Source organism: Peterkaempfera bronchialis, assembly GCF_003258605.2.
Lineage (GTDB): Bacteria > Actinomycetota > Actinomycetes > Streptomycetales > Streptomycetaceae > Peterkaempfera > Peterkaempfera bronchialis.
Window position 1 is genome coordinate 1,116,272 of sequence record NZ_CP031264.1, and the last position, 25,275, is coordinate 1,141,546.

21 protein-coding genes are annotated in these 25,275 nt (G+C 72.4%); 7 read left to right on the top strand and 14 right to left on the bottom strand.

What is annotated here, in order from left to right; translation table 11 throughout:
* Positions 1–54: 54 nt before the first annotated feature.
* A complete protein-coding gene (rbsK, locus tag C7M71_RS04870) occupies positions 55–960 on the bottom strand; it encodes a ribokinase (RefSeq protein ID WP_111493180.1) in 906 nt (301 codons plus the stop codon).
* Complete coding sequence (locus C7M71_RS04875) at positions 957–2,012, bottom strand: LacI family DNA-binding transcriptional regulator (protein WP_229758545.1); 1,056 nt, start codon at positions 2,010–2,012, stop codon at positions 957–959. The genes rbsK and C7M71_RS04875 overlap by 4 nt, the downstream gene beginning before the upstream one ends.
* 238 nt (positions 2,013–2,250) lie before the next feature.
* On the opposite strand from C7M71_RS04875, the gene uriH reads away from it, so the two are divergent.
* Together uriH and uriT are read left to right on the top strand one after the other, a co-directional pair.
* Entirely contained in the window at positions 2,251–3,198 is a 948-nt protein-coding gene (gene uriH / locus C7M71_RS04880) for a uridine-preferring nucleoside hydrolase UriH (protein ID WP_111493181.1), read from the top strand.
* Entirely contained in the window at positions 3,195–4,640 is a 1,446-nt protein-coding gene (gene uriT / locus C7M71_RS04885; protein ID WP_111493183.1) for a uridine transporter UriT, read from the top strand. The genes uriH and uriT overlap by 4 nt, the downstream gene beginning before the upstream one ends.
* Before the next feature lie 24 nt (positions 4,641–4,664).
* On the opposite strand, the gene C7M71_RS04890 is transcribed toward uriT, so the two are convergent.
* Positions 4,665–5,030, bottom strand: a complete 366-nt coding sequence (locus tag C7M71_RS04890; RefSeq protein WP_111493185.1) for a YkvA family protein — start codon at positions 5,028–5,030, stop codon at positions 4,665–4,667.
* A gap of 47 nt (positions 5,031–5,077) precedes the next feature.
* Positions 5,078–6,100: a LacI family DNA-binding transcriptional regulator gene (locus C7M71_RS04895; protein WP_111493187.1), complete on the bottom strand. Its 1,023-nt coding sequence runs from the start codon at positions 6,098–6,100 to the stop codon at positions 5,078–5,080.
* A 125-nt stretch (positions 6,101–6,225) separates the two neighbouring features.
* Here C7M71_RS04895 and C7M71_RS04900 point away from each other — a divergent pair, with 125 nt between their 5' ends.
* Complete coding sequence (locus C7M71_RS04900; RefSeq protein ID WP_111493189.1) at positions 6,226–6,741, top strand: PadR family transcriptional regulator; 516 nt, start codon at positions 6,226–6,228, stop codon at positions 6,739–6,741.
* A gap of 295 nt (positions 6,742–7,036) precedes the next feature.
* Here C7M71_RS04900 and C7M71_RS04905 read toward each other — a convergent pair whose 3' ends face one another.
* The 7 genes from C7M71_RS04905 to C7M71_RS04935 form a co-directional block, all read right to left on the bottom strand.
* The gene (locus C7M71_RS04905) at positions 7,037–7,657 is read right to left on the bottom strand and encodes a DinB family protein (protein WP_111493191.1); all 621 of its coding nucleotides are present in this window, start codon (positions 7,655–7,657) and stop codon (positions 7,037–7,039) included.
* A gap of 144 nt (positions 7,658–7,801) precedes the next feature.
* Positions 7,802–9,172: a glycoside hydrolase family 36 protein gene (locus tag C7M71_RS04910; RefSeq protein WP_111493193.1), complete on the bottom strand. Its 1,371-nt coding sequence runs from the start codon at positions 9,170–9,172 to the stop codon at positions 7,802–7,804.
* The gene (locus C7M71_RS04915) at positions 9,169–10,206 is read right to left on the bottom strand and encodes an ABC transporter ATP-binding protein (RefSeq protein ID WP_114914191.1); all 1,038 of its coding nucleotides are present in this window, start codon (positions 10,204–10,206) and stop codon (positions 9,169–9,171) included. The genes C7M71_RS04910 and C7M71_RS04915 overlap by 4 nt, the downstream gene beginning before the upstream one ends.
* 43 nt (positions 10,207–10,249) lie before the next feature.
* Entirely contained in the window at positions 10,250–11,380 is a 1,131-nt protein-coding gene (locus tag C7M71_RS04920; RefSeq protein ID WP_407675862.1) for an ABC transporter ATP-binding protein, read from the bottom strand.
* Entirely contained in the window at positions 11,377–12,357 is a 981-nt protein-coding gene (locus tag C7M71_RS04925) for an ABC transporter permease (protein WP_114914192.1), read from the bottom strand. Before C7M71_RS04925 ends, C7M71_RS04920 begins: the two co-directional genes overlap by 4 nt.
* Positions 12,354–13,343: an ABC transporter permease gene (locus tag C7M71_RS04930; protein WP_111494882.1), complete on the bottom strand. Its 990-nt coding sequence runs from the start codon at positions 13,341–13,343 to the stop codon at positions 12,354–12,356. Before C7M71_RS04930 ends, C7M71_RS04925 begins: the two co-directional genes overlap by 4 nt.
* A 77-nt stretch (positions 13,344–13,420) precedes the next feature.
* Entirely contained in the window at positions 13,421–15,106 is a 1,686-nt protein-coding gene (locus tag C7M71_RS04935; RefSeq protein WP_111494880.1) for an ABC transporter substrate-binding protein, read from the bottom strand.
* A gap of 457 nt (positions 15,107–15,563) precedes the next feature.
* On the opposite strand from C7M71_RS04935, the gene C7M71_RS04940 reads away from it, so the two are divergent.
* The 3 genes from C7M71_RS04940 to C7M71_RS04950 all read left to right on the top strand — a co-directional run bounded on the left by C7M71_RS04940 (position 15,564) and on the right by C7M71_RS04950 (position 20,028).
* Complete coding sequence (locus C7M71_RS04940; protein ID WP_114914193.1) at positions 15,564–16,652, top strand: LacI family DNA-binding transcriptional regulator; 1,089 nt, start codon at positions 15,564–15,566, stop codon at positions 16,650–16,652.
* A 341-nt stretch (positions 16,653–16,993) separates the two neighbouring features.
* Positions 16,994–18,925 (top strand): cellulase family glycosylhydrolase, encoded by a 1,932-nt coding sequence (locus C7M71_RS04945; RefSeq protein WP_111491810.1) that lies wholly within the window; start codon positions 16,994–16,996, stop codon positions 18,923–18,925.
* 122 nt (positions 18,926–19,047) lie between these two features.
* Positions 19,048–20,028, top strand: coding sequence for an acetylxylan esterase (locus tag C7M71_RS04950; RefSeq protein ID WP_111491809.1), 981 nt, complete (start codon positions 19,048–19,050; stop codon positions 20,026–20,028).
* A 90-nt stretch (positions 20,029–20,118) separates the two neighbouring features.
* Here the strand turns inward: C7M71_RS04950 and C7M71_RS04955 are convergent, their stop codons facing one another.
* Both C7M71_RS04955 and ggt read right to left on the bottom strand, forming a co-directional pair.
* Positions 20,119–20,922 carry an exodeoxyribonuclease III gene (locus tag C7M71_RS04955; RefSeq protein ID WP_111491808.1) on the bottom strand — a complete coding sequence of 268 codons (804 nt, stop codon included), beginning with the start codon at positions 20,920–20,922 and terminating at the stop codon, positions 20,119–20,121.
* A 158-nt stretch (positions 20,923–21,080) separates the two neighbouring features.
* Positions 21,081–22,886 carry a gamma-glutamyltransferase gene (gene ggt, locus C7M71_RS04960; protein ID WP_111491807.1) on the bottom strand — a complete coding sequence of 602 codons (1,806 nt, stop codon included), beginning with the start codon at positions 22,884–22,886 and terminating at the stop codon, positions 21,081–21,083.
* Between the two features lie 309 nt (positions 22,887–23,195).
* Between ggt and C7M71_RS04965 the strand changes: the two genes are divergently transcribed.
* Positions 23,196–23,738 carry a GNAT family N-acetyltransferase gene (locus tag C7M71_RS04965; RefSeq protein ID WP_111491806.1) on the top strand — a complete coding sequence of 181 codons (543 nt, stop codon included), beginning with the start codon at positions 23,196–23,198 and terminating at the stop codon, positions 23,736–23,738.
* Positions 23,739–24,259: 521 nt separating this feature from the next.
* Here the strand turns inward: C7M71_RS04965 and C7M71_RS04975 are convergent.
* Positions 24,260–25,267, bottom strand: a complete 1,008-nt coding sequence (locus C7M71_RS04975) for a UDP-N-acetylmuramate dehydrogenase (protein ID WP_111491805.1) — start codon at positions 25,265–25,267, stop codon at positions 24,260–24,262.
* Between the last annotated feature and the right edge of the window lie 8 nt (positions 25,268–25,275).

Below are 25,275 nucleotides of genomic sequence, written 5' to 3' on the forward strand. Positions count from 1 at the left end.
GGCTGCGCAGCCGCACACGGGTGGCGGGCCGAGCCCGGCCGCAGCCGCCCGCCGTCAGCCGCGCTGCGCGCGGGCGAGGAAGGCGTCCACCTCATCGCGGCGGGCCAGCGAAGGCTGGGCGCCCGGGCGGGTGGTGCTGATGGCGGCGGCGGCGCAGGCCCAGCGGGCGGCCTGTTCGAGGGTGCTGCCCTCGGCGAGTGCGACGGCGAGCGCGCCGCAGAAGGAGTCGCCGGCCGCCGTGGTGTCCACGGGCCGGACGGTGAAGGCCGGGATGTGCAGCTGGGCGGTGCCTTCGAGGAGCAGCACCCCGTCGGCGCCGAGGGTGACGATCACGGCGCCCATGCCGGTCAGCTTGCGGGCGGCGGCGGCCACGTCGTCGAGTGTCGCGGGTACGGAGGTGCCGGTGAGGGCGGCCAGCTCCGTGCGGTTGGGGACCAGCACATCCACCCGGGGCGGCGGGACGGCGCCGGTGACGGCGGGGGCCGGGTTGTAGACCACGGTGCCGCCGGCCAGGCGTGCGGCCGCGTGGTTGGCCTCGTCCGGGACCTCCTGCTGGAGGACGGTGACCCGGGCTCGCCGCAGCAGGTCGGCGGCGGCCTCGCAGTCGGCGGCGGAGAGGCGGGAGTTGGCGCCGGGGCTGACGACGATGGCGTTCTCGCCTGCCGGGTCGACGGAGATCAGCGCGCGGCCGGTGGGTACGCCGGGCGTGCGGACGATGTGCGTGGTCTCCACGCCCTCGCTGCGGGCCGCGCCGAGCATGATGTCGGCCGCGTCGTCGTCGCCGACCCGGCCGACGAAGGAGACCTGCCCTCCGAGCCGGGCTGCGGCGACCGCCTGGTTGGCGCCCTTGCCGCCGGGGTGCTGGGCGATGTCCCCGCCGAGCACGGTCTCGCCGGGCACCGGGTGCTTGGGTACCGGGGTGACAAGGTCCAGGTTGAGGCTTCCGACGACTGCGATCACTGGTCTTCCTCCGTGGTGCGGGTACTGCCGGCGTCCCGGGCCGGGGTGGCGGGGGACGCGCTGGAGGCGCGTATGACGAGTGCGGGGGCGAGCCGGATCGCCCGGTGCGGTCCGGTCCGCTCTCCGGCCAGGCGCCGGTCGAGCAGTCGGGCGGCCTCGGCGGCCAGTTCGCCGACGGGCTGCCGGACGGTGGTCAGGGCCGGGTCGGCGAGGCTGGTGATGAGGATGTCGTCGAACCCGGTGACGGCGACCTCGCCCGGGACGTCCGCGCCGAGCTGCTGGAGGCGTTGCAGCGCGCCGAGCGCGATCAGGTCGTTGGCGCAGACCACGGCGTCCGGGCGGGAGGGCCAGATCCGGTCGACCGCCGCTCGTCCCCACTCGACGGAGAAGTCGCCGAGTTCGACGCGGTCGGCCCCCTGCGGGTCCAGGGCCGTGACGCCCGCCTTGTAGGCGGCGTGCCGCTCGACGGCCGCCGAGGCGGTTCCGGCCGCGCCCAGGAAGCAGATGCGGCGGCGGCCGGTGGCGGCGAGGTGGTCCAGTACGAGCGCCATGCCGGCGGCGTTGTCGACGGCGACCGAGTCGGCGGCGCCGGGGCCGCAGCCACGGTCCAGCAGCACCAGCGGGACCCGGGTCGCGGCGGTCATCACCGTGTCCCGGCTGTGGCTCTCGTCGACGGGGATGACCAGCAGGGCGTCGACCTGCCGGTCCAGCAGGGCGGCTATCCGGGCCGCTTCGATGGCGGGGTCGTCGTCGCAGTCGGCGAGCAGTACGGCTCGGCCCTCGGCGTGCAGGGCGTGCTCCACCTCCCGTACCAGGGAGGGGAAGAAGGGGTTGGTGATCTGCGGGAGGACCAGGCCGATGGTGCCGGTGGAGCGGCTGCGCAGGGCCCGGGCCACCTGGTTGGGCCGGTAGCCGAGGCTCTCGGCCGCCGCCCGGACCTTACGGGCGGTCTCGGCGCCGACCGGGCGGGTCCCGGCCAGGACCCGGGACACCGTGGCGATGGAGCAGCCCGATGCTCGGGCCACGTCCTTCAGGGTGACTTCGGCCACCATCTCGCGACCCCCTCTGTGGTGGGCTTGGCCGGCCTGGTCCCGCCGGGCGGGGCATGGCTGTCCCCAACTGGCGGCAAACGTTATCACCATCGCCCTCCGAGGGGTATACCGGACTCCTCCCCTGGGCCTGGAACAGGCACGGGATGTACCAAAAGTTTGGGAATGCGACCATTGACATTGGGCTGGCCGTTGCGCATCGTTCTCGGAGAACGATTTCCCAAGCAGTAAGGGGCTCCCGTTGGCTACCAAGATCATCCTCGACTGCGACCCCGGGCACGACGATGCCATCGCCATGCTCCTGGCATACGGGAACCCCGACATCGAGCTGGTCGCCGTCACGACCGTGGTCGGCAACCAGACCCTGGAGAAGGTGACCCGGAACGCCCTGTCCGTGGCGCGCATCGCCGGGATCACCGGGGTGCCCTTCGCCGCCGGCTGTCCCCGGCCGCTGGTGCGGGCCATCGAGAACGCCCCGGACATCCACGGCGAGACCGGGCTGGACGGACCGGTGCTGCCCGAGCCGACGCTGGAACTGGACCGCCGGCACGCCGTGGACCTCATCATCGACACGGTGATGTCCCACGAACCCGGCGAGATCACCATCGTCCCGACCGCGGGCCTCACCAACATAGCCCTCGCCGTACGGAAGGAGCCCCGCATCGCCTCCCGCGTCCGCGAGGTGGTCCTGATGGGCGGCGGCTACCACGAGGGCAACTGGAGCGCGGTCGCCGAGTTCAACATCATCATCGACCCCGAGGCCGCCCACATCGTCTTCAACGAGAGCTGGCCGGTCACCATGGTCGGCCTCGACCTGACGCACCAGGCGCTGGCGACGCCCGACGTCATCGAGAAGATCGCGGCGGTGGGCACCGGACCGGCCCGATTCGTGCTGGAGCTGCTGGACTTCTTCGGCGCCACCTACCGGGAGGCCCAGGGCTTCGAGCACCCGCCCGTGCACGACCCCTGCGCGGTGGCCTATGTGATCGACCCCAGCGTGATGACGGTGCGCAAGGCCCCCGTGGACATCGAGCTCACCGGGAGCCTGACCCTCGGCATGACCGTGGCGGACTTCCGGTCGCCCGCGCCCGCCGACTGCCACACCCAGGTCGCGGTCAAGCTCGACCACGAGCGGTTCTGGAACCTCGTGGTGGACGCCCTCCAGCGGATCGGCGACGTCCAGGCATGAGCGGCACGAGTACTCCCACCGCCGAGCGCTCCACCAGCGGGGCCGGCGGCCGCACCGCCCCCGTGGGCGTGCTGGTCGCCGCGCTGCTCGCCGCCTGCGTCGCCTTCCAGCTCAACGCCAGCATGCTCAGCCCCGCGCTGAAGAGCATCCAGGACTCCTTCTCGGCCACCTCCGCCGAGATCGGGCTCACCCAGACCGCCTTCTTCACCTCGGCGGCCCTCTTCTCGCTCTTCCTGCCGAGGCTGGGCGATGTCATCGGCCGCCGCCGGGTGCTGACCGGCATGCTGGCCCTGATGGTGCTCGGCTGCGTCGTCTCCGCGCTGGCGCCCAATGTGTCGGTGCTCTTCATCGGGCGCATCATCCAGGGCGCCTCCGGCCCGGTCGTCCCGCTCTGCCTGATCATGCTGCGGGTCGAGGTGACCGAGCCGAAGCGGTACGGCACCCTGCTGGGAGTGATCACCGCCGTCAACGGCGGCGTCGCCGGTGTCGACGCCCTGGGCGGCGGCTACCTCGCCGACCACTACAGCTTCCGGGCGGTCTTCTGGGCGATGGCCGTGGTGGCCGCCGCCGCCACCCTGCTGGTCGCCACCATGACCCGCGAGTCCAAGGCGGCCGTCACCGGCCGGATGGACTGGCCGGGAGTCGCCCTCCTGGTCGTCTCGGTCGGCTCGCTGCTGATCGCGCTCAACGAGGCCGGGAAGCTCGGCGACGCCAACTGGACCCTGGTCGCGGTCCTGGTGGTCGTCTGCGCCGTCGCCTTCGCCCTCTTCTGGCGGTCCCAGGACCGCGGCAGCCACCCGCTGGTCGCCACCCGGCATCTCAAGCAGCGCGGCACCTGGGCGACCCTGCTGACCACCCTGCTCACCATGACCGGCGTGTTCGCCGTGATGAACGGGCTGATCCCGGCATTCGCCCAGGACGCGCGGGCCGGGCTCGGCATGACCGCCGAGCAGTCCGCGTGGTGGACCCTCACCCCGTATGCGCTGGCCGGGCTCGCCATGGGCCCCATCGCCGGGCGGCTGGCGGCCACCCACGGGTACCGCCGGGTCCTCCGGCTGGGGCTGGTCGGGGCCGTGGCGGCCGTGCTGCTGATGATCTTCACGCTCGGGCACCACTCCCACGCCATGCTGCTGGTGACCTCGATCCTGGTCGGGATCACCTACGCCGGGGTGGGCAACATCGTGCTCAACGGGCTCGGCATCGTCCTCTCCCCCCGCGACAACCCGGGCTTCCTGCCCGGCCTCAACGCGGGTGCGTTCAACCTCGGCGCCGGACTCAGCTTCGCGCTGCTGTACGCGGTCCAGACCGCGGCCGCGCCCGCCGACCCGGCGTCGGCCACCGGTTACACCGCCGGAATGATCGCCGGGGTGGTCATCATGGCCCTCGCCATCGGGACCTCGTTCCTGATCCCCAAGCCGGTGGAGGCCGAAGCACAGCGCTGAGACGCTGCCCGGTCCGGGGGCGGGTCAGCGGCGGGGTTCCACCGCCGCCGACGCGCCGCCGGACCGCTCCCACTCCAGGAACCGGCCGGACTCGCGCACCAGGCCGCGCACCGTCCACATCAGCACCCCCGCGTCGTCCATCCAGCCGATCACCGGGATCACATCCGGCACCGCGTCCACCGGGGAGACCAGGTAGGCCAGCGTCAGCAGCGTGTACAGCGCCGCCTTGCCGCGCGAGAGATGCGGGTACTCGCCGCGCACCGCCGCTCCGAAGAGCCGGGGCGCTGCCCCGATCCTGGCCATCAGCCCCGGCGCCCCCGGCTGCCGCGTCTCCCCGTACAGCGCCCACACCTCACGGGCACCGGGCCGCCGCCCCTTGCCTGCCGCCACCGCTGCTCTCCCTCCGTCTGCCAACCCTTACCCTGCGCCCCCGGAGGTCAGTCGGTGGCCGGGCCGAGCGCCGCCGTGCTGCCGCGCCGGATCAGCAGCGGGCCCGCCACTTGGAGGTCATCGGCCTCCCCGCCCGCGACCAGCCGGCCCAGCCGGCGGGCGGCCTGTGCGCCGTAGTCGGCGATGTCCCGGCGGAGCGCGGTCAGCCCGGGGCGGATCACCTCGCAGAGCGGCGAGTCGTCCCAGGCCAGGATGGAGACGTCGGCGGGCACCCGGACGCCGCGCTGCTGGGCGGCGCTGAGGCCGGAGACCGCCATCAGGTCGTTGTCGTACAGGATGGCGGTGGGCGGGTCGGCGCTGTCCAGCAGGCCCAGCGTGGCGGCGGCGCCGAGTTCGCCGGTGTAGTCGGCCTCCACGGTGGTGGCCGTGAGGCCGAATTCGGCGGTGACCGCGTCGAAGGCGGCGTTGCGCTGGCGGGTGTGCAGCAGCTCGGCGGGGCCGCTGACCCGGGCGACGGACCGGTGTCCGAGCCCGGCCAGGTGCTCCACGGCCAGCCGGACACCGTCCCGCTCGTCGTTCCAGACGGCGGGCAGGCGGCCGGACGCGGCCGGCGAGCCGATCACCACGGCGGGCAGCTGGAGTTCCTCCAGGGCGGCGATCCGGGGGTCGCCGATGTGCACATCGACCAGGAAGACCCCGTCCACCCGGTGGCTCGCCCACCACTCCCGGTAGACCGCGACCTGCGCCTGGACGTCCTCGGCGAGGGTGAAGAGCAGGGCGACGCCGCCCCGGGAGAGCTCCGCCTGGATGCCGGAGATCAGCTGCATGAAGAACGGCTCCACGCCGAGCGACGGCGCAGGCCGGTCGATCACCAGGCCGAAGGCGCCGGCCCGGCCGTCGGAGAGCGCCCGGGCGGCGCTGTTGGGCTGCCAGCCCACCTCCTCGGCGATGGCCAGGATGCGGCTGCGGGTGGCCTCGGAGACGCCGGGTTTGCCGTTGAGGGCAAAGGACACCGCCCCCTTGGTCACTCCGGCCCGCCGCGCGATGTCCGCCATCGTCGGACGCTTCACCTGCACTCCTTCCGGCCTGCCGACCGCTCCGCCCGATGCCGCCGAGCCGGTGCGGCCCATTCTCTCAACAGCCCGGCACCCATGCTCTATACGCGGTGTGTATAGGCGCGATGTACAGTCCCCGCATGTCCATCGGCCACACCCTCCTCGGGCTCCTGGAGTCCGGCCCCAGCCACGGCTACGACCTCAAGCGCACCTTTGACGATCACTTCGGGCGCGACCGCCCGCTGCACTACGGCCAGGTGTACGCCACCATGTCGCGGCTGCTCAAGAACGGCCTGGTCGAGGTCGAGGGCACCGAGCCCGGCGGCGGCCCCGAGCGCAAGCGCTACGCCATCACCGACGCCGGGATCACCGACGTCGACCAGTGGCTCGGCAAGCCCGAGCCGTACCTCCGGTCCGCCCTCTACACCAAGGTCGTGCTGGCCCTGCTGACCGGCCGCGACGCCGCCGACCTGCTGGACACCCAGCGGGCCGAGCATCTGCGCGCCAGGCGGACGCTCACCGAGCGCAAGCGCGACGGCGACCTCGCCGACCAGCTCATCTGCGACCACGCCCTGCTGCACCTGGAGGCCGACCTGCGCTGGCTGGAGCTGACCGCCGCGCGACTCGGCAGCCTGGCGAACGAGGTCGGCGCATGACCACCGCCCAGCCGCTGCTCATCGCAGAGCGGCTGGGCGCTGCTCCCCGCGTCGGTGCCGCACCTGCTGATGACCCGTCGGCGCGGTCGGCGAAGCCCTCTTCGACTCCCTGGCCGGACTGGTCATCCGGCCACCCGCCGACTCCAGCTGAGCAGCGGGGCGGAGACGCTGCTGCTGATCGGCGCCGGCCTGCCGCCGCTCTGGCGCATGATGCGGCCCGACGGCCTCCGTACGGAGTGACCCACCGGCACCGCCGCCGCGTCGTCGCACGGCGCGGGGGCGGCGGTGTCTCGGGTCAGTGCCGGCGTGCCCGGTAGAGGTCGCGCAGTAGGGCGATCTCGGCCCCGTGGTGCAGCAGTTCCTGATTGACCCACCAGACGATCTCGGCAAAGGGGTTGTCCGGGTCGCTGCCGTACGGGTAGGCGCTGTATCCGACCGTGTCGAGCGCGGCGTCGTCGGCCCCGAGCAGGGCGGCTCGCCATGCCGTGGCGCCGGAGTCGAAGGCCGCGATCGCCCCGGCCGCGTCGCCGTGAAAGCGGTACTCGTCACGCGTCAGGGCATGGCTGCCGTTCGTGTGGTCGGCACGCAGGGCCAGCATCTCGCTGAGGTGGCCCAGGCGCCAGGCGATGGTGGTGAACGGCGGTGGCACGGGGTGCGGGTTGGCCGCGGAGTCACGCCCCCAGTCGCCGGCGCCGACCAGAAGCGTGGCACGTGCGCCGGGGCCGTCCGAACGCCGTCGGATCGACCAGCAGTCGGGCACCGGCTCCCAGAGGTACTCGTCGTCGGTCATGGGGCCGACCTCGACGTCCGTGCCATTGCCGCTGTCCACGACCGGACCCGCCATTCGGTCGGTGAGCCGCTTACACGCAAAGTCGAACTGCTGCAGCAACGGGATCAGGCGCGGTGGTGTCGGCATCGCACGCTCTCTGTGGTGGGCCGGATGTGGCATCGGACGCGGATCCGGTGGTCCACAACCTGTCACGGGCGACCCGACACGTCGACTCCTTTTCGACAGGCCTCCGATGAGGCGTCAGAACGTGCTCGCTGTGGCCGGCGGCCTTCAGGCGAGGGGGCGGGTCGGGGAGGGCACCAGCAGTCTGCGGGTCATCTCCAGCCCCCAGGGGTCCAGCCCCCGCAGCCCGTCGCTGGAGGCGCGCAGACCGCCGTAGGCCGCCACGGTCTGCGCCCAGTCCTCGCGGCGCTCGACCTCGGCGCGCAGCATCAGGCAGTCCGGGTCGTTCACCCAGAGGCGGCCGTGTTGCCAGGCGCGGGCGCGGACGTTGCGGTCGGCGTTGTGCTGGCTGGGCTCGGAGGGGTGGCCGCTGGGGGCGAACCAGTACGCGGCGATGTCCGGCCCGACCCGCATGGCGTCCACAAACCCGGCGGCGGGGAGTTGCGGGGCGCCGCAGCCGAGCAGGTAGGAGTCCGGGCCGATGGCCTCGCGGATCACCCGCAGGCCCTCCCGGTAGGCCTCCACCCCGGTGACGTCGGCGTACCGGCGGCCCTCGATCGCTCCTGCGTAGATGAAGTCGATCTTGAAGTAGTCGACCCCCCAGCCGCGCATGGTGCGGAAGACCCCGGCCAGGTACTCGGCCGCCGCCGGGTGGGTCAGGTCCAGCGCGGTGCAGCGGTCGCCGATGGCCTCGCCGGCGAAGACCGGCTCCCCGGTGGCCGGGTCGGTGACCACCCAGTCGGGGTGCTCGGCATAGAGCCGGCTCCGCAGGCCGACCAGCATCGGCGCGGTCCAGATCCCGGCCCGCCGCCCCCGGTCCCGGATGCGGGCGAGCAGGGCGGGCAGATCGCTGAAGCGGTCGGAGGGGATGAGCCAGTCGCCGGGCGCGGCCTGGTACCCGTCGTCGATCTGCACCACCTCGACCGGCAGTCGAAACTCGTCCATCGCCCCGAGGTTGTCGATGATGTCCTGCTCGGTGACGGTGCTCCAGTACTGGTACCAGGAGCACCAGACGGTGGGGGCCGGGCGCAGCCGCTCCGGAGTCACCCCGGCGCGGGCGGCGAAGCCGTCGGCCCAGGCTCCCAGCGCGGACTGGAGCGGGACGCCGGGGGTGCTCTCCAGCTGCTGCACGGGCGCGTCGGAGGAGACCTCCAGGATGTTGCCCGGCCGCAGTTCGGCGCGGATGCGGGGCACGGTGGTGTCGGCCCGCTCGGTGCCGAAGACCCGTACCGGCCCGCCGTCGCCGGGGTCCAGGGCCAGTACGCCCTCGCCCTGGAAGACGCCCTCCGGCGGCACCTCGTTGTAGTGGCAGTCCATGGCCAGGGAGTTGGCCAGGGTAGCCCGGTAGGGGACGGCGGTGACCGGGAGCGCGTCGGTGACGCTCCAGGACTGCCACCCCTCGGCGTGCACCCGGGCCAGGCCGGGGTGGACGGGGAGGGCCGCGATCGGCTCGAAGCGGTCCGGGACGGCTGAGGTCATGGGGCGGCCTTCTGCGGGGGGACGGTGGGGGCCGTGGCGGCGGTGGCGGGGGTGTCCTCGTACAGCCAGCAGAGCGCGCGGTGGCCGGAGGAGGTGCCGTCGGCCGGGCTGATCCGGGCCTCGGGCGGTCGCTGGGTGCACTTCTCCATCGCGAACGGGCAGCGCGGCCGGAACCGGCAGCCGTCGCCCACCACGACCTCGCGGCGCTCCGCGTCCCGCTGGGCGCGGGCGGCCAGCCGCACCTGGCGGGCCGCGCGGACCTGCTCGCGGGTGGCGCCGGTGCTGGGCGCGGCGGCGGCGAGCAGCTGGGTGTAGGGGTGCTTGGGGCTGAGGATCACCTCGTCGCTGGGGCCGCGCTCCACGACCTCGCCCCGGTACATCACCATGATCTCGGAGGAGAAGTGCCGGGCGGTGGCCAGGTCGTGGGTGACATAGAGCAGGGCGAGGTCGCGTTCCCGCTTGAGGTGGTCCAGCAGGTTGAGGATCTCCAGCCGGATGGAGACGTCCAGCATGGAGACGGGTTCGTCGGCGAGCAGCACATCGGGTTGGGGGGCGAGTGCGCGGGCGATGGCGACGCGCTGCCGCTGGCCGCCGGAGAGTTCGTGCGGGCGCTTGCGGGCCACATCGGCGGCGGGGGTGAGGTTGACCTGGCGCAGCAGTTCGGCGACGGCGGCGTCGGCCTCGGCGCCGCGCCGGGCGCGGCCGGTGGCGAGCAGCGGGCGGCGCAGGTGGTGGTCGATGGTGTGGGACGGGTTGAGCGAGGCGAAGGGGTCCTGGAAGACCATCTGCACCGCCCGGCGGTACTCCGTGCCGCGCACGCCCTCCCGGCCGCCCAGCAGGATCTCCCCTCGGGCGGGCCGCACCAGCCGGGAGAGCGCCTTGAGCACGCTGGACTTGCCGCTGCCGCTCTCGCCGACCAGGGCCAGGGTCTGGCCGGCGTGCAGGGAGAAGGAGAGGTCGTGCACGGCGCGGAAGGGTCTGCCGTGGGCTTGGGGGTACTCGATGGTGAGGTCGCGGACTTCGAGAGCGGTCACCGCTGCCGTCCTTCGGTCGTGAGGTCGCGGAGATGGGGAGCGGTCACCGCTGGCCTCCTTCAACGGTTTCAGCGGTCGGGCTGCCCGGGGCCGGAGCCGGGGCCGGGTCGGTGGCAGGGGCCGGGGGGCGGTGGGCGGGGTCGTTGAGGTGGCAGGCGGCGCTCCACGGGCCGCCCTCGCGGCCGAGTTCCAGCAGCCTCGGGGTGGTGCTGCGGCAGGGCTCGAAGGCGTGCTCGCAGCGGTCGGCGAAGGCGCAGCCGACCAGGTTCTCGCGCAGGTCGGGCGGCGAACCGGGGATGCCGCGCAGTTCGCGCCGCACGCCGGTGAGGTCGGGGAAGGAGCGCAGCAGGCCCTGGGTGTAGGGGTGGGCGGCGCCGGCGGCGAGCTCCTCGGCCGGGGCGTACTCCACGACCTCTCCGGCGTACATCACGGCCAGCCGGTCGCTGATCTCCAGCAGCAGGCCCAGGTCGTGGGTGATGAAGATGACGCTGAAGCCGAGTTCCTCGCGGAGCCGCTCGACCTCGTCCAGGATCTCCCGCTGGACCACCACGTCCAGCGCGGTGGTGGGTTCGTCCATGATGACGATGTCGGGTTCCAGGGCGAGGGCCATGGCGATGACGACCCGCTGGCGCATGCCGCCGGACAGCTCATGGGGGTAGCTGCGCACCCGGTCGGCGTCGATGCCGACCATCTCCAGCAGGGCGCGGGTGCGCTTCTCCCGCTCGTCCGGCTCCATCTCGGGGCGGTGCGCCCGGAAGATGTCGCCGAACTGGCGGCCGATGCTGGTGACGGGGTTGAGGGCGTTCATGGCGCTCTGGAAGACCATGGAGAGCCGGCTCCAGCGGAAGGTCCGCAGCGACTCGTCGTCCAGGGCGAGCAGGTCGGTCTCCGCCCCGTCGCGGTCGTGGAAGGCGATGGAGCCGCCGGTCATCCGGGCGGGGGCCTTGAGCATCCGGGTGATGGCGTAGGCGAGGGTGGACTTGCCGCAGCCGCTCTCCCCGGCGATGCCCAGCACCTCGCCGCGCCGGAGTTCGAAGCTGACGCCGCGTACGGCGCGGGTGGGCCGCTCCCCGTCGTACTCGACGTGGATGTCCCGGGCGCGCAGCACGGTCTCCTCGGCGGGCCCGGCCGCGTGCTCGGCGGGGCCGGTCAGGCCGGTGGCGGGGGCGTTCACCGGGTGGCCTCCTGTCCTTCGGTACGCCTGCTCTGCTTGGCGGGGCGGTAGACGCGGAGCTTGGGGTCCAGCACCTCGTCCAGGCCGAAGCTGATCAGCGACATGGCGGCGCCGAAGACGGCGATGCACAGGCCCGGCGGGACGAACCACCACCAGGAGCCGCTGGAGAGCGCCTCCGCGTTCTGGGCGAAGTACAGCATGTTGCCCCAGGTCAGGTCGGAGGGGTTCTGGAGGCCGAGGAAGGCGAGGCCGGCCTGGGTGAGGATGGCGAAGATCACCGCGAAGATGAACTGGGAGACGATGATCGCCGCCTCGTTGGGCAGGATCTCCACCAGCACGATCCGCCACCGCTTCTCGCCGTAGAGGCGGGCGGCGAGGACGTAGTCGCGGGTGCGCAGCGAGAGGGTCTGGGCGCGCAGCACCCGGGCGGAGGCGGCCCAGCTGGTGATGGAGATGACACCGATGGTGGCGAGCATGCTGCCGCCCTTGGTGTACGAGGAGATCACGATCACCAGCGGCAGCCCGGGGATCACCAGGAAGACATTGCTGAGCAGCGAGAGCGTCTCGTCGGACCAGCCGCCCAGGAAGCCGCCGCCGATGCCGATGACCACGGAGATGGCGGTGGCGATCAGTGCGGCGGCGGCGCCGATCTCCAGCGAGGTGCGGGTGGAGACCATCAGCTGGTCGAAGACGTCCTGGCCGGTCTGGGTGGTGCCCAGCCAGTGGGCCCCGGACGGCGGTTGGCCCAGGTCGAGGCTGAAACCGTTGGGGTCGGTGGCGATGAGCGGGCCGATGATGGCGACCAGCACGAAGATGCCGATCAGTACGAAGCCGATGGAGAGCCGGCGGGAGCGGCGGACGGTGCGCCAGGCGGCCCGCAGCCGGGCGGCCGGACCGCCGGAGGGGGCGGGCGGGCCGGTGGGGCCGGGCGGGGGCGCGGCGGTCGGCGCGGCGGAGGTGATGTCGGCGGTGGTCATCGGGCCAGCCTCGTTCGCGGGTCGACGAAGCCGTACAGGACGTCCACCAGGAAGTTGGCGGAGAGCACGGCGAAGGTGATGACGAGGAAGATGGCCTGCATCAGCGGGTAGTCGTTGTTGCCGACGGCCTGGAGCATCTGGAAGCCGATGCCCTGGTAGGAGAAGACCATCTCCATGACCAGGGAGCCGCTGATCACAAAGCCCAGCGAGATGGCGAAGCCGGCCACCGAGGGCAGCACCGCGTTGCGGGCGGCGTAGCCGATCATCACGGTGCGCGAGCGCAGCCCCTTGGCCTCGGCGGCGGAGACATAGTCCTCGGAGAGGGTGGAGACCATCATGTTGCGCATGCCGAGCATCCAGCCGCCCACCGAGCTGATCACGATGGTGAGGGCGGGGAGGATCGCGTGCTGGATCGCGGAGCCGATGAACGCTCCGGTCCAGCCGATCTGGATGCCCTCGTCCTGGGCGTAGCTGAACTGCTCCGGGAAGATCGGCCAGACCTGGGTGAAGAGGTAGATCAGCAGCAGTGCGGCCCAGAAGTAGGGGACGGCGGCCAGGAAGGTGGTGGAGGGCACCAGGGAGTCCAGCCAGGTGCCGCGCTTCCAGCCGGCCAGGGTGCCCAGGCTGATGCCGATCAGCACGCTGATGACGGTCGCGGTACCGACCAGGATGAGGGTCCAGAGCACTGAGGAGCGCAGGATGTCGACGACCGGGGTGGGGAAGTAGGTGACCGAGAGGCCGAACCTCAGCTGGGCGATGGAGGTCAGGTAGTCCCAGTACTGGCCGAGGATGTTGCCGTGGCTGAGGCCCAGCATCTTCTCCAGCGCTTCCTGCTCCCCCGGCGGCACCGGCCCCAACTGCGACTGACGGGCCATGATCAGCTGGACGGGGTCGCCCGGGATCAGGCGGGGCAGTGCGAAGTTGAGGGTGACCGCTATCCAGGCGGCGATCACATAGAACCCTAGTTTTCTCAGTATGTACCGCATGCCATGGCGCTCCTTGACCGTGGGTCGGCGGCCGGGCGCCGCCGGGCGGGGGCAGTCCCGCCCGGCGGCGCGGGGGCTTACTTCTTGTTGTCGGCCACGGGCTCGATCCGGGCCGCGACCCACCCGCTGTCCGGGGCCAGCCAGATCGCCGAGCCGGCGTAGGGGTTCTTCTCGGTCGGGTAGCCGGTGATGTTGTTGCCGTTGAACTCCGCCTCGTTCTGGGCGTTGAAGAGCGGGATCAGCGGCATGTCCTTCACAAACGCCTGCTGGATCGTGTAGAAGTGCGGCTTCTGCTTCTCCAGGTCCGGGGTGGTGGCGATGGCGTCGAGCGCCGCGTCGACCTCGGGGTTGGAGTAGCCGCCGTAGTTGCCGATCGTGCTGTTCTGGCCGTCCTTGGGGCCGATGCGGCTGTCCAGCAGCTGGTCGTAGTACGCGTACGGCACCGGCGTGTAGCCGTAGTTGCTGAGCAGCATCTGGAACTTGCCGGCCGACTGGTTGGCCGCCCACTGCGCGTATGCCTCGGCGCGGACGTCGAGGTCGATGCCCACCCTGGCCAGCTGCTGCTTGGCCATCTGGGCGATCGAGATGTAGTCGGTCCAGCCGGCGACGGTCTCCAGGGTGATGGAGAGCTTCTTGCCGTCCTTGGCGTAGGTGCCGCCGGAGCCCTTGGTGTAGCCGGCCGCCTTGAGATAGGAGTCGACCTTGTCCTGGCCGGTCTCGAAGGCCGTGTCCTTGAGCGTGGGGTCGAGCACCGCCTCGTAGTTGGGGGTCAGCAGCGCCATCGGGTTGGTGGGGCCGGCCTGGCCGTTGTAGACGGTCTTGGACATGAAGTCACGGTCGAGGGCGGCGCTGATGGCCTTGCGGACGTTGACGTCCGCCGTGGGGCCGCTCCTGGTGTTGGGGACGAAGAAGGTGACCGCCAGCGGGATGTTGACCAGGTCGAACTTGGCGTTCTTGGCCAGGTAGTTCTTCTCGATGTCCGGGATGAAGCCGCCGGCCCAGTCGATCTTGCCGGAGGTGGTGGCGGCGTTGGCGCCGTTGTTCCCCGAGAAGGAGAGGTAGCGCAGCGTCTTGATCTTGGGAAGGCCCTTGAAGTAGTAGTCGCTGCGGGCCGTCAGGTCCATCGACATGCCGGCGACCTGCTTGACCTTCCAGGCACCGGTGCCCACCGGGTTCTTGTTGAGGACGGTCTTCTTCTGGGCGTCCGGGATGGCGGACCAGACATGCTCGGGGAGCATGTCGGCCTTGCCCAGCATGAAGTACTCCTTGGTGTACGCGGACTGGGAGAACTTCAGGACGACGGTGTCCGAGCCCTCGGCGCTGACGGAGGACAGCGGCAGCGCGTAGCTGTCGAAGTCCTTCTTCTTCATCAGCTCGAAGGTGAAGGCGACGTCCTTGTTGGTGAACGGCTTGCCGTCGTTCCAGGTGGCGTCGGTCCGGATCTTGATGGTGAGGGTCTTGCCCTCGTCGGACCAGGCGTAGGACTTGCCGAGCCAGGGCTGGACGTCACCGGTCTTGACCGCGTTGAAGAGGAACAGCGGCTCGTAGATCATGCCGTGGGTGGCCTGAAGGCAGTTGGGCGAGAACGGGTTGAAGTTCTCGACGAAGTTGCCGGTGGAGCCGGTCGAGACGGTGAGCACGCCGGTCGCGGCGGGGCTCTCCTTCTTGCCGCCGCTGCTGCTGCACGCGGCGGTGGAGACGGCGAGGGCCAGCACGGCACCGGCGGCGAGGAGGCGCTGGCGAGCCGGTCTCTTGACGTTCATCGGTTCCCCTTGGTCGGTGGGCGGGTGGAGGCCGACCGTCGGGGGCGCGGCGCCGTCGAGACTGGTAAAGGTCCTTGACAACGTTGTCCGGGGCCGACGGAGGCCAGGGGCGAGCAGGTGCGGTCCTGCGCAGCCGCGCGCAGGGAGGCACGCGATCGGTCGGTGGGGTCCGCACACCACCGGTCCGGGGCAGGCGACGGTCGCAACCGGCCGTCCATCGGACGTCCGGAGGACGCTGCACCGCAGGCGGAGCCGCGGGCCCGCAACGGTGCGTCGTGGCCGAAAAATTAGAGCGCCTGTAACGCCATGTCAATGCCCCGAGAACAATTCCTCGCCTCCACCACGGGCCGTCACTACACTGCCGCCCAGCCACACCGCTGAACCGGTTTTGTCGACAGCAGGGAATTCCCAGGTCGCAGCGCGCCCGGCCCGGCCGGGCGCCCCCCGAGGAGCTCATGTGAAGCGTCCGACCATGGCGGACATCGCCCGCCGTGCAGGTGTCACCAAAGCAGCCGTCTCCTTCGCCCTGAACGGCAGACCGGGGGTCTCCGAGCCGACCAGACGCCGCATCCTGGCCATCGCCGACGAACTCGGCTGGCAGCCCAACAGCGCCGCCCGGGCGCTCTCCGACGGCCGGGCCGGCGCCTTCGGCCTGGTGGTCGACCGGCCCGCCCGGATGCTGGGCCTGGAGCCCTTCTTCATGCAGCTGATCTCCGGCATCCAGGCCGAGCTCTCCATCGACGGCACACCGCTGCTCTTCACCGTGGCCGAGGACCAGCAGGCCGAGATCGAAACCTACCGCTCCTGGTGGGCGCAGCGCCGGGTGGACGGCGTCTTCCTGGTGGACATGCAGGTGGCGGACGCGCGGGTGCCGGTCCTGGAGGAGCTGGGCATGCCCACGGTGGTGATCGGGGCGCCCATCGGGAACGGGCGGCTGCCGGCCGTGTGGAGCGACGACGCGGCGGCCGCGCACACCGCCCTCCAGCATCTGGCGGCGCTCGGGCACCGCCGGGTGGCCCGGGTGTGCGGGCCCGCCCATCTGCGGCACACCGAGATCCGCTCGGCCGCCATCGAGCGGCTGGCGCCGACCCTCGGCATGGAGTGCACCACGGTGGCCACCGACTACAGCGCCGACGAGGGCGCGGCGGCCGCCCGCTCCCTGCTGACCGGTCAGGACCCGCCCACCGCAATCCTCTTCGACAGCGATCTGACGGCCGTCTCCGGGCTGACCGCAGCCCAGGCGCTGGGCCTGCGGGTGCCCGGGGACGTCTCCATCGTGGGGTGGGGCGACTCCGCGCTCTGCGAGCTGGTGCACCCGCCGCTGACGGCGCTCAGCCGGGATGTCGCCGCGCATGGCGGGCATGCCGCCCGGCTGCTGCGCACGGTGGCGGCCGGCACCCGGGTGGCCCATGTCCAGGACGCCTCCGCCCGGCTGGCGCTGCGGGGCTCCACCGGTCCGGCGCCGGTCCGCGTCCCCGACGCCCCGCCGGCCGTGGGCGGGACCGCGGCGACGGCGGCGGCGGCGACCGCGCCGACCGCGGACTGACTCTTCGGACACTGTTGCCGATTCGTGATGTAAACCGGTTTACGACAGTTACCTCGGAATGCTTCCGGAGGGTTGACACTAAACCGGTCCAGTGCTTCGATCGTGCTGCTGTCTGCGGGACCGCCCGTCCGCAACGGGCCCGCACGGAATGCCGATGCCCACTGCCGTCCCCCGGCGGCCGCCTGGACGCGCCGTGCCGCCGCCCTGCCGCTCCCCCGGCCTGGCGGCCGTCCCTCCTACGCTCAGAGCCCCGCGTACCCGCCGCGACCCCGGCATGCCCGCGCCCGCGTCGCGGCCTGCCGCCCTCCTGCCCGTCATACGTCCGAAGGGGACCCTCGCCCATGCTGCGCAACTCCGCCCGGTTGACCGCCGCCACCGGAACGCCGGTCACCTGGCTCGGCGCCAACTACTGGTCCCGTACCGGGGGCCCGCTGATGTGGCGCTCCTATGACCCTCAGGTCATCGAGGAGGAGCTGCTCGTCCTGCGCGACCACGGCCTCAATGTCACCCGGTCCTTCTACTACTGGCCGGACTTCATGCCCACCCCGTACAGCGTGGACGAGGAGAAGTGCGCCCACTTCGCCGACTTCCTCGACCGCCACCAGGCGCTGGGCATGACCACCATCCCGACCTTCATCGTCGGCCATATGTCCGGCGAGAACTGGGACCCGTCCTGGCGGAACGGCCGCGACCTCTACTCCGACGTCTGGATGGTCGCCCGGCAGGCGTGGTTCGCCGGGGAGATGGTCCGCCGCTTCAAGGACCACCCGGCGGTCTCCGGCTGGCTGGTCTCCAATGAGATGCCGATCTACGGCGACGCCACCCGCGACCGGGAGTCCGTCTCCTCCTGGGCGCAGATCGTGGTGGACGCCGTGCACGCCGCCGGCGGCACCCAGCCGGTCTCGCTCGGCGACGGCGCCTGGGGCATGGAGAACACCGGCCATGAGAACGGCTTCTCGGTGAAGCACTCCGCCGAGATCTGCGACTTCCTCGGCCCGCACGTCTACCGCATGGAGGACGACCCGATCCGCCAGCACCACGCCGCCGCGTGGGTCTGCGAGCTGACGGGCACCTTCGGCCTGCCGGTGATCCTGGAGGAGTTCGGCGTCACCTCCGACTTCGTCTCCGACGCCCAGGGCGCCCACTACTACCGGCAGGTGCTGCACAACTCCCTGCTGGCCGGGGCCACCGGCTGGATCGCCTGGAACAACACCGACTACGACGACCTGATCCACCAGCCGCCCTATCTGCACCACGCCTTCGAGCTGCACTTCGGCCTCACCGACCGGCACGGCAGGGCCAAGCCGCAGCTGCGGGAGCTCAAGGAGTTCGCCGGGGTGCTGGAGCAGGTCGACTTCGGCCGCACCCACCGTCCCGACAGCGACACCGCGCTGGTGGTCTCCTCCTACCTGGACACCGTCTACCCGTTCACCCGGGAGGAGGACCGGGGCCATGTCTACTCCGCCGCCCGGCAGTCCTGGGTGGCCGGCCGGCTCGCCGACCTCGCCCCCGCCGTGACCCGCGAGACCGACGGACTCACCGACGACGCCCGCCTCTATCTGGTGCCCTCCACCAAGCAGTTGCTCTCCCCCACCTGGTATCAGCTGGAGGAGCGCGCCCGGGGCGGCGCCACCGTCTATGTCTCCTACTGCCCCGGCGCCCACGACGAGCAGCGCGGCCCCTGGTACGCCCACCTCAACGAACTCTTCGGCGTGCAGCACCAGTTGGAGTACGGCCTGGTCAACCCGATCGAGGACGACGAGGTCGGCTTCACCTTCACCCGGGCCTTCGGCAACCTGCCCGAGGGCGCCCGGCTCTCCTTCCGGGCCGCCGGGACCGCCAGCAGCCGGGTCTTCCTGCCGGTGGAGCCGGACGGCGCCGAGGTGCTCGCGGTGGACGACCACGGCCGTCCGGCGCTGCTGCTGCGCCGGGTCGGCGAGGGCAGCGTGGTCTTCTGCACCTACCCGGTCGAGCACATGGCCGCGGTGACCCCCCGGGTCAACCCGGAGGACACCAGTACCCTGTACGACGCGCTGGGCGCGCACGCCGGGGTGCGGCGTCCGGTGACCGTCGCCGACCCCCGGGTGAGCACGGACCGGCTGATCCACGAGGACGGCCGTACCTTCGTCTGGCTGGTCAGCCAGGCCCGTGAGGAGGTCACCGTCAAGCCCGCCATCGCCGAGGGCAGCCTGTACGAACTGGACGGCACCGCCGTCGACGCGGTGACCCTGCCGGTCTACGGGGTGCGGGTACTGGAGCTGCGCACCGCCTGACCGGACACCACCCCGACCAGGGGCCGCCGGGCCGCCCGCCGTCTCCGGGCCGCCCGGCGGCCCCGTCCCTCCTCGCCCTTCGCCCGTCAACCCTCCTCACCCCTCAAGGAGATGCCTTTCCCATGCCGCTCACCGACCTCCCCCTCGACGAGCTGCTCGAGTACCGCCCCGACCTCCCGGCGCCCGCCGACTTCGACGCCTTCTGGGCCCAGACCCTCGACCAGGCCCGGGCGCAGGGCGGCAGCCCGGCCCTGGCCCCCGTCGAGGACCACCTGCTCCCCGCCTTCGAGGTGCACGATGTGCGCTTCCCCGGCTGGAACGGCGAGCCCGTCGCCGCCTGGCTGATGCTGCCGCGCGGCGCCGAGGAGCCGCTGCCCACCGTGGTCAAGTACATCGGCTACAGCGGGGGCCGGGGCGTGCCCACCGACCATCTGCTGCTGCCCGCCGCCGGGTACGCGCACCTGATCGTGGACAGCCGGGGCCAGGGCCACGACACCCCCGACCGGGGCGAGGGCCAGGGCACCCAGTGGGTCGAGGGCCTGATGACCCGTGGCATCGAGGACCCCCACAACCACTACTACCGGCGGCTGATGACCGACTGCGTGCGGGCCGTGGACGCCGCCCGGGCGCTGCCCCAGGTCGACCCGGCCCGGATCGTGGTCTGCGGCGGCAGCCAGGGCGGCGGCCTCGCCCTGGCGGTGGCCGGACTGGCCGGCGACCTGGTCGCGGGCGCCCTGATCGACGTGCCGTTCCTCTGCCACTACCGGCGGGGCACCGATGTCGCCTCCGAGGGCCCCTATGTGGAGGTCGCCAAGTACTTGCGCTGGCACAGCCAGCACATGGCGGAGACCGCCTTCGGCACGCTGGACTACTTCGACGGCATGCACTTCGCCGCCCGGGCCACCGCCCCGGCGCTCTTCAGCGTCGGCCTGATGGACCCGATCTGCCCGCCCTCCACCGTCTTCGCCGCCTACCACCGCTACGCGGGCGACCGGGACATCCGGGTCTGGCGCTACGCCGACCACGGCGGCGGCTACGGAGCGGCGCCGCGCGAGCAGTTGACCTGGCTGCGCGACCAGGGGCTTGCCCCCAAGGGGGTTTGACGCTCCGTCGGCAACGTCTTGCCATGGCCCCGGACCCCGGCCCCGGACCGGCGCTGGTCCGGGGCCCGCGTCTTGGAGGCCGTCCGGGGTTCAGAGCTCCAGGTCGACCACGACCGGGGCGTGGTCGGAGGCACCCTTGCCCTTGCGGGCCTCCCGGTCGACATAGGAGTCGGAGACCGCACCGGCGAGCGGCTCATTGCCATAGGCCAGGTCGATCCGCATGCCGTTGTTCTTGGGGAAGGCCAGCTGCCGGTAGTCCCAGTAGGTGTAGGGGTGGTCGTACTTGAGCGGGCGGGGCACCACGTCGACCAGCCCCTCGGCGCGCAGCGCGGCCAGCGCCTCACGCTCCGCCGGGGTGACATGGGTGGCGCCCTCGAAGAGGGACGGGTCCCAGACGTCGTCGTCGGTGGGGGCCACATTGAAGTCGCCGAGGACGGCGAAGGGGCGGGCACCGGCGGCGTCGTCCCGTACGGCGGTGCGCAGGGCGGCCAGCCACTCCAGCTTGTAGGTGAAGTGCGGGTGGCCGACCTCGCGGCCGTTGGGCACATACACCGACCACACCCGCACCGGACCGCAGGTGGCGGCGACCGCACGGGGCTCGACGACCTCCAGCATCGCGCCTTCGCCGAGGTACCCGGGCTGCCCCGGCAGGCCGCGGACCACGTCGTCCAGGCCGATCCGGGAGACGACCGCGACGCCGTTCCACCGGCCGGTGCCATGGGCGGCGGTCTCGTAGCCGAGCGCCTTCACCGGGTCGTAGGGGAAGGCGTCGGTTGAGCACTTCAGTTCCTGGAGGCAGACCACATCGGGCTTGGCGCTCTCCAGCCACTCCAGGAACTTGGGCAGCCGCGCGGTGATGGAGTTGATGTTCCAGGTGGCGATGCGGACGGTCACGGCGGGCGGGCCTCCGGGGCGGTACGGGCGTTCGGGGCGATGCGAACGTCCAAAGCGGTGCGAACGTTCGGGGCGGTGCGGACTTCGGGTCGGGGCACCCCGGGGGCACCCCGACCCAAAGCTACCGTCCACCACCGACAGCGGACCGCTGCGCCGGATCAGCGCGCGGGGACGACCACGGCCGCCGCCCCGCCGCCCCGGCGCACCGGCTCGGCGGCGGCCAGCCAGCGGCCGTCGGGCAGCCGCTCCACGCCGGTGGCCGCGCCGATCTCGCCCGCGTCGGTGAAGAGATGGCCGATCGCCTCCAGCTTGGCCCGCTGCGGCAGGGCTAGGAACGCGGGCTCGGCACCGGTGGCGGCGGCGTTGCGCTGGCTGGCGCGCGGGGCGGCAATGGCCTGCTCCAGGCTCAGCCCCCGGTCGATCCGGCCGGTGAGCACCTGGAGCACGGTGGTGATGATGGTGGCGCCGCCGGGCGAACCGGCCGCGAAGAACGGCCTGCCGTCCTTGAGCACGATCGTCGGCGCGATGGAGGACCGGGGCCGCTTCCCGGGGCCGGGCAGGTTGGGGTCGGGTACGCCGGGCGTCAGGGGGGTGAAGGAGAAGTCGGTCAGCTCGTTGTTGAGCAGGAAGCCCCGGCCGGGCACGGTGATCGCGCTGCCGCCGGTCTGCTCGATGGTGAGCGTGTAGGAGACGACGTTGCCCCAGCGGTCGGCGACGGTCAGATGGGTGGTGTTCGGCCCCTCGTGGCCCTCCGCCGAGGCCGTCCCGGCGGTGGCGCAGCCGGTCGCCGGGTGGCGCGGGTCGCCGGGGGCGAGCGGGCTGGCCAGTACGTGGTCGGGGGTGATCAGGCAGGCCCGGGAGTCGGCGTAGCGCTGGGAGAGCAGCTGGGCGGTGGGCACGTCGCTGAAGCGCGGGTCGCCGACCCAGCGGTTGCGGTCGGCGAAGGAGATCCGGGACGCCTCCAGGAAGCGGTGGTAGTACTGCGTGGCGTCCAGCCTGCCGAGGTCGCTCCGCTCCAGGATGTTGAGCGCCTCGCCGACGGTGGTGCCGCCAGAGGAGGACGGCGCGATGCTGTAGACGTCCAGCCCCCGGTAGGCCACATGGGTGGGCTGCTGGCGGCGGACGTCATAGCCGCGCAGGTCCTTGGCGGTCAGCTTGCCGGGCCGCACGGTGCGGGTGGCGGCGGGGTCCACGGGGGGCCGTCGCACGGTGCGGACGATGTCGGCGCCGAGGTCGCCCTGGTAGAGCGCCCGAGTGCCCTGGCGGCCCAGCTGCCGGTAGGTGGCGGCCAGGTCGGGGTTGCGCAGCGTGGAGCCGACGGCGGGTACGGCGCCGCCGGGCAGGAAGAGCGCCCGGGTGGCCGGGAAGTCGCGGAACCGGTCCTCGTTGGCGGCGGTCTGGTCGCGGAAGGTCTGGTCGACGGTGAAGCCCCGCTCGGCTATCCGCTCGGCCGGCTTCAGCACCTCCGCGAAGGACCTGCTCCCCCACAGCCGGACCGCCCGCTCCCAGGTGGCGGCGGTGCCGGGCACCCCGACGGAGAGCCCGCTGGTCACCGCGTCGGCGAAGGGCAGCGGTTGCCCGTTCTCCAGGAAGAGGTCCGGCCCCGCGGTGCCGGGGGCGGTCTCCCGTCCGTCCAGGGTCTGCACCGTACGGGTCCGGGCGTCGTAGTAGACGAAGTACCCGCCGCCCCCGATGCCCGCCGAGTACGGCTCGGTGACGCCCAGCGCGGCGGCGGTGGCCACCGCCGCGTCCACCGCGTTGCCGCCGTTGCGCAGCACCTCGATCCCGGCGGCGGTGGCATCGGCGTCCACACTGGCCACCGCCCCGCCCCAGCCGACGGCCTCGGGCGTCTTGGCAGGCGGCGGGGCGGCTCTCCCGGCGGCGGCGCTCGGCGCGGTGGCGAGGGCCGAGACCAGCGCGGTGGCGAGGGCCAGGGCGGGGGTGAAGCGGGTCAGGACACGCATGCGTACCTCCTGAGACGGCATCCCGACCGTTCTTTCACGGCCACCACGCAGGGCACAACAGCGCCCCGTCACCATGCGTCACAACTCGGCCACCCACCACAGCCGCCCCCCGCACCCCCCACACCCCCACCCGGGTGAACCGCGCCGAGACGGCGCGAACCTGTGCGCGGAGCGGAATCCCGCACCGGGCCCGGCTCAGGACGGCCGGCCCGTCGGCATGCGTCAACCGCCGTTCCGACCCGGCGAGGGGCGCTGACGCTCTCCAGTGGCCCGACAACCACCGGTTGATCCCACTGTGGGGAGGCCCCTGTGTTCCAGTTGCGCCGGGCGACCGCCGATGGCCGGGGCCCGGTCGAGGCGATGATGCCCGCCCGCGCACGCTGGATGGCCGACAACGGCCTCGCCGACGCGGAGGCATGGCGGCGGTCGGCGCCGGAGCTTGCAGCGCAGGCGTGCGAGGAACCGACCTACATGTGGGTACTGCTCGACGGGGAGCGGATCGCAGGCTGCACCTCGGCCTACGACGAGACCGCGCCGACCGGCTGGATACGGCAGGAGCGCGCGGAGTCGGCGGTCTTCCTGGCGACAACCGTGACCGGTCCGGACTACCGGAGGTTCCGGCCGGGCCGACTGATCGCCTTGTGGGCGCTCGACCACGCCGCACGCATGGGGGTCGAGTGGGTGCGCCGTGGCACGACCAAGGACGGCTTGGTCCGGTACTACCGGGACGTGCAGGGCTGGGAGCGGCGGTACTCGGTGCCGGTCGGGGAAAGGACGGTGCACATGCTCGGGCGGCGCGCGGAGCGGGTGCCGGAGCTGCCGCAGCTGATGGCGGGCACCGTCCTGGCGTAGGGCGGCCGGGCGCGGCAGTGGATGCGCCCACTTCCGCCACGGACGTCGCAGACGGTTCCGTCACTCTTGGCGCCGCTGCCACCGCAGGCGCCGCACACCCCGGCGAGGATGCGGGCGCTCCACGCGAATGCTCGTAGGGCTGCGTCAAGGACGATAGTGAAGATCGCTTCCCGGTCCTGCTCTGTGTGCTGCCCGCTCCCCAGCCGGTCGGCGACGGCAGCCAGCGCGTCGGGACGGACCACCTCGGCGCAAGGAGACCTGGCCCGCGAAGCGAAGGTCAGCCACGCGACCGTGCACCGGGCCGAGGAGATCCTGGCCGAGTGGAAGGCCAAGGTCGACCGGCCGGTGCTGCGAACGCCCGGCGAGGTCTCCCGGGACGAGCCCATCGACGATCTTCGCAACCAGTTGCGCAAAGCCAAGCAGCAGGTCACCGAGGTGAACGGGAAGCTCGACGCGCTCGCCTCGGTGACCGCGAACCTGTACGTCGAAGAAACTGCAGCTCAAGCAGAAGCGGCAAATGGTCACGTCCCGAGGACGACAGGCTCCGGTGTCAGCTCGATCCCGGTGGCCTTGTGCACGTCCTGGGCGAGCGTGCCGAGCACCGCCCGCAAGGACGCGGCAGTGGCGCCGTCGTGGACGGTCAGGGTGAGCGTGCGCCGCTGGGAGCATCGGATCCCGTCGGCGAGTCGGTGCCCGGGACGGCAGCCGATGTGTTCCAGCAGCCAGCCCGCGCTGGCCCGCAGCCGGCCGTCGCTGTCCGTGTGGACGGGGCAGCCGACGGCCGACCAGCGAGGCGCATCGGCGGCGGTGACGGGCGGGTTGAGGAAGACCGAGCCGACCTGGCGGGCGTCGGGCCCGTACGGGTGAAGCAGGAGGCCGCGGCCGTGCCGGTTGGCCAGCACCGCCGCCGTGACCTCCGCCACCGGCGGCCGGGCGCCGACCGGGACGCCCAGCTCGTCCGCCAGCGGCCGGTAGGCCACCGCTGCCGCCTGATTGGTGCGGGTGAGGTGGAAGGTGGCGGTGAGGATCGTCCAGCGGCCGGGACGGGCCTTGAAGAGGCTCTGGCGGTAGCGCAGGTGGCAGCCGTGGGCGGGCAGGACCTGGAGGGCGCCGTCCTGCCAGTGCCAGGCGGTGACGTGGTGCAGGGTGTCGGAGACCTGCTGGCCGTAGGCTCCGGCGGTGCCGGGTATGCCGGCCAGACACTCGATCCCGGCCAGATGCTCGGCAGCGGCCCAGGCTACGAGGTCTGTGAGCGGGTGGCCGGCCTGGACGGTGACGGCCACCGTGCGGTCGTCCACCCGCTCGGCGGTGATGCCGCGGGTGTTCATCACCACGACGGTGCCCCGGTGCCCGGCGTCGGAGGCGATGACGTTGCTGCCGCCGCCCAGGACGGCCGGGGCCGGCTCGTCGTGCTGGTCGATGGCATGGACGGTGTCGGCCCAGTCGGCGGGGTCGGCGACGGTCAGGACGCGGTCGGCGGGGCCGCCGAGCCGCAGGGTGGTCAGGGGTGCGAGCGTGGTCGGTGCCACGGCCGGGT

Excerpts from the sequence above, each read along its gene's own strand:
- C7M71_RS04910 (WP_111493193.1), bottom strand. The coding sequence starts at position 9,172 with ATGACCTCAGCCGTCCCGGACCGCTTCGAGCCGATCGCGGCCCTCCCC.
- C7M71_RS04950 (WP_111491809.1), top strand. The coding sequence starts at position 19,048 with ATGCCGCTCACCGACCTCCCCCTCGACGAGCTGCTCGAGTACCGCCCC.
- C7M71_RS04905 (WP_111493191.1), bottom strand. The coding sequence starts at position 7,657 with ATGCCGACACCACCGCGCCTGATCCCGTTGCTGCAGCAGTTCGACTTT.
- C7M71_RS04900 (WP_111493189.1), top strand. The coding sequence starts at position 6,226 with ATGTCCATCGGCCACACCCTCCTCGGGCTCCTGGAGTCCGGCCCCAGC.
- C7M71_RS04875 (WP_229758545.1), bottom strand. The coding sequence starts at position 2,012 with ATGGTGGCCGAAGTCACCCTGAAGGACGTGGCCCGAGCATCGGGCTGC.
- C7M71_RS04935 (WP_111494880.1), bottom strand. The coding sequence starts at position 15,106 with ATGAACGTCAAGAGACCGGCTCGCCAGCGCCTCCTCGCCGCCGGTGCC.
- uriT (WP_111493183.1), top strand. The coding sequence starts at position 3,195 with ATGAGCGGCACGAGTACTCCCACCGCCGAGCGCTCCACCAGCGGGGCC.
- C7M71_RS04945 (WP_111491810.1), top strand. The coding sequence starts at position 16,994 with ATGCTGCGCAACTCCGCCCGGTTGACCGCCGCCACCGGAACGCCGGTC.
- ggt (WP_111491807.1), bottom strand. The coding sequence starts at position 22,886 with ATGCGTGTCCTGACCCGCTTCACCCCCGCCCTGGCCCTCGCCACCGCG.
- C7M71_RS04925 (WP_114914192.1), bottom strand. The coding sequence starts at position 12,357 with ATGACCACCGCCGACATCACCTCCGCCGCGCCGACCGCCGCGCCCCCG.
- C7M71_RS04930 (WP_111494882.1), bottom strand. The coding sequence starts at position 13,343 with ATGCGGTACATACTGAGAAAACTAGGGTTCTATGTGATCGCCGCCTGG.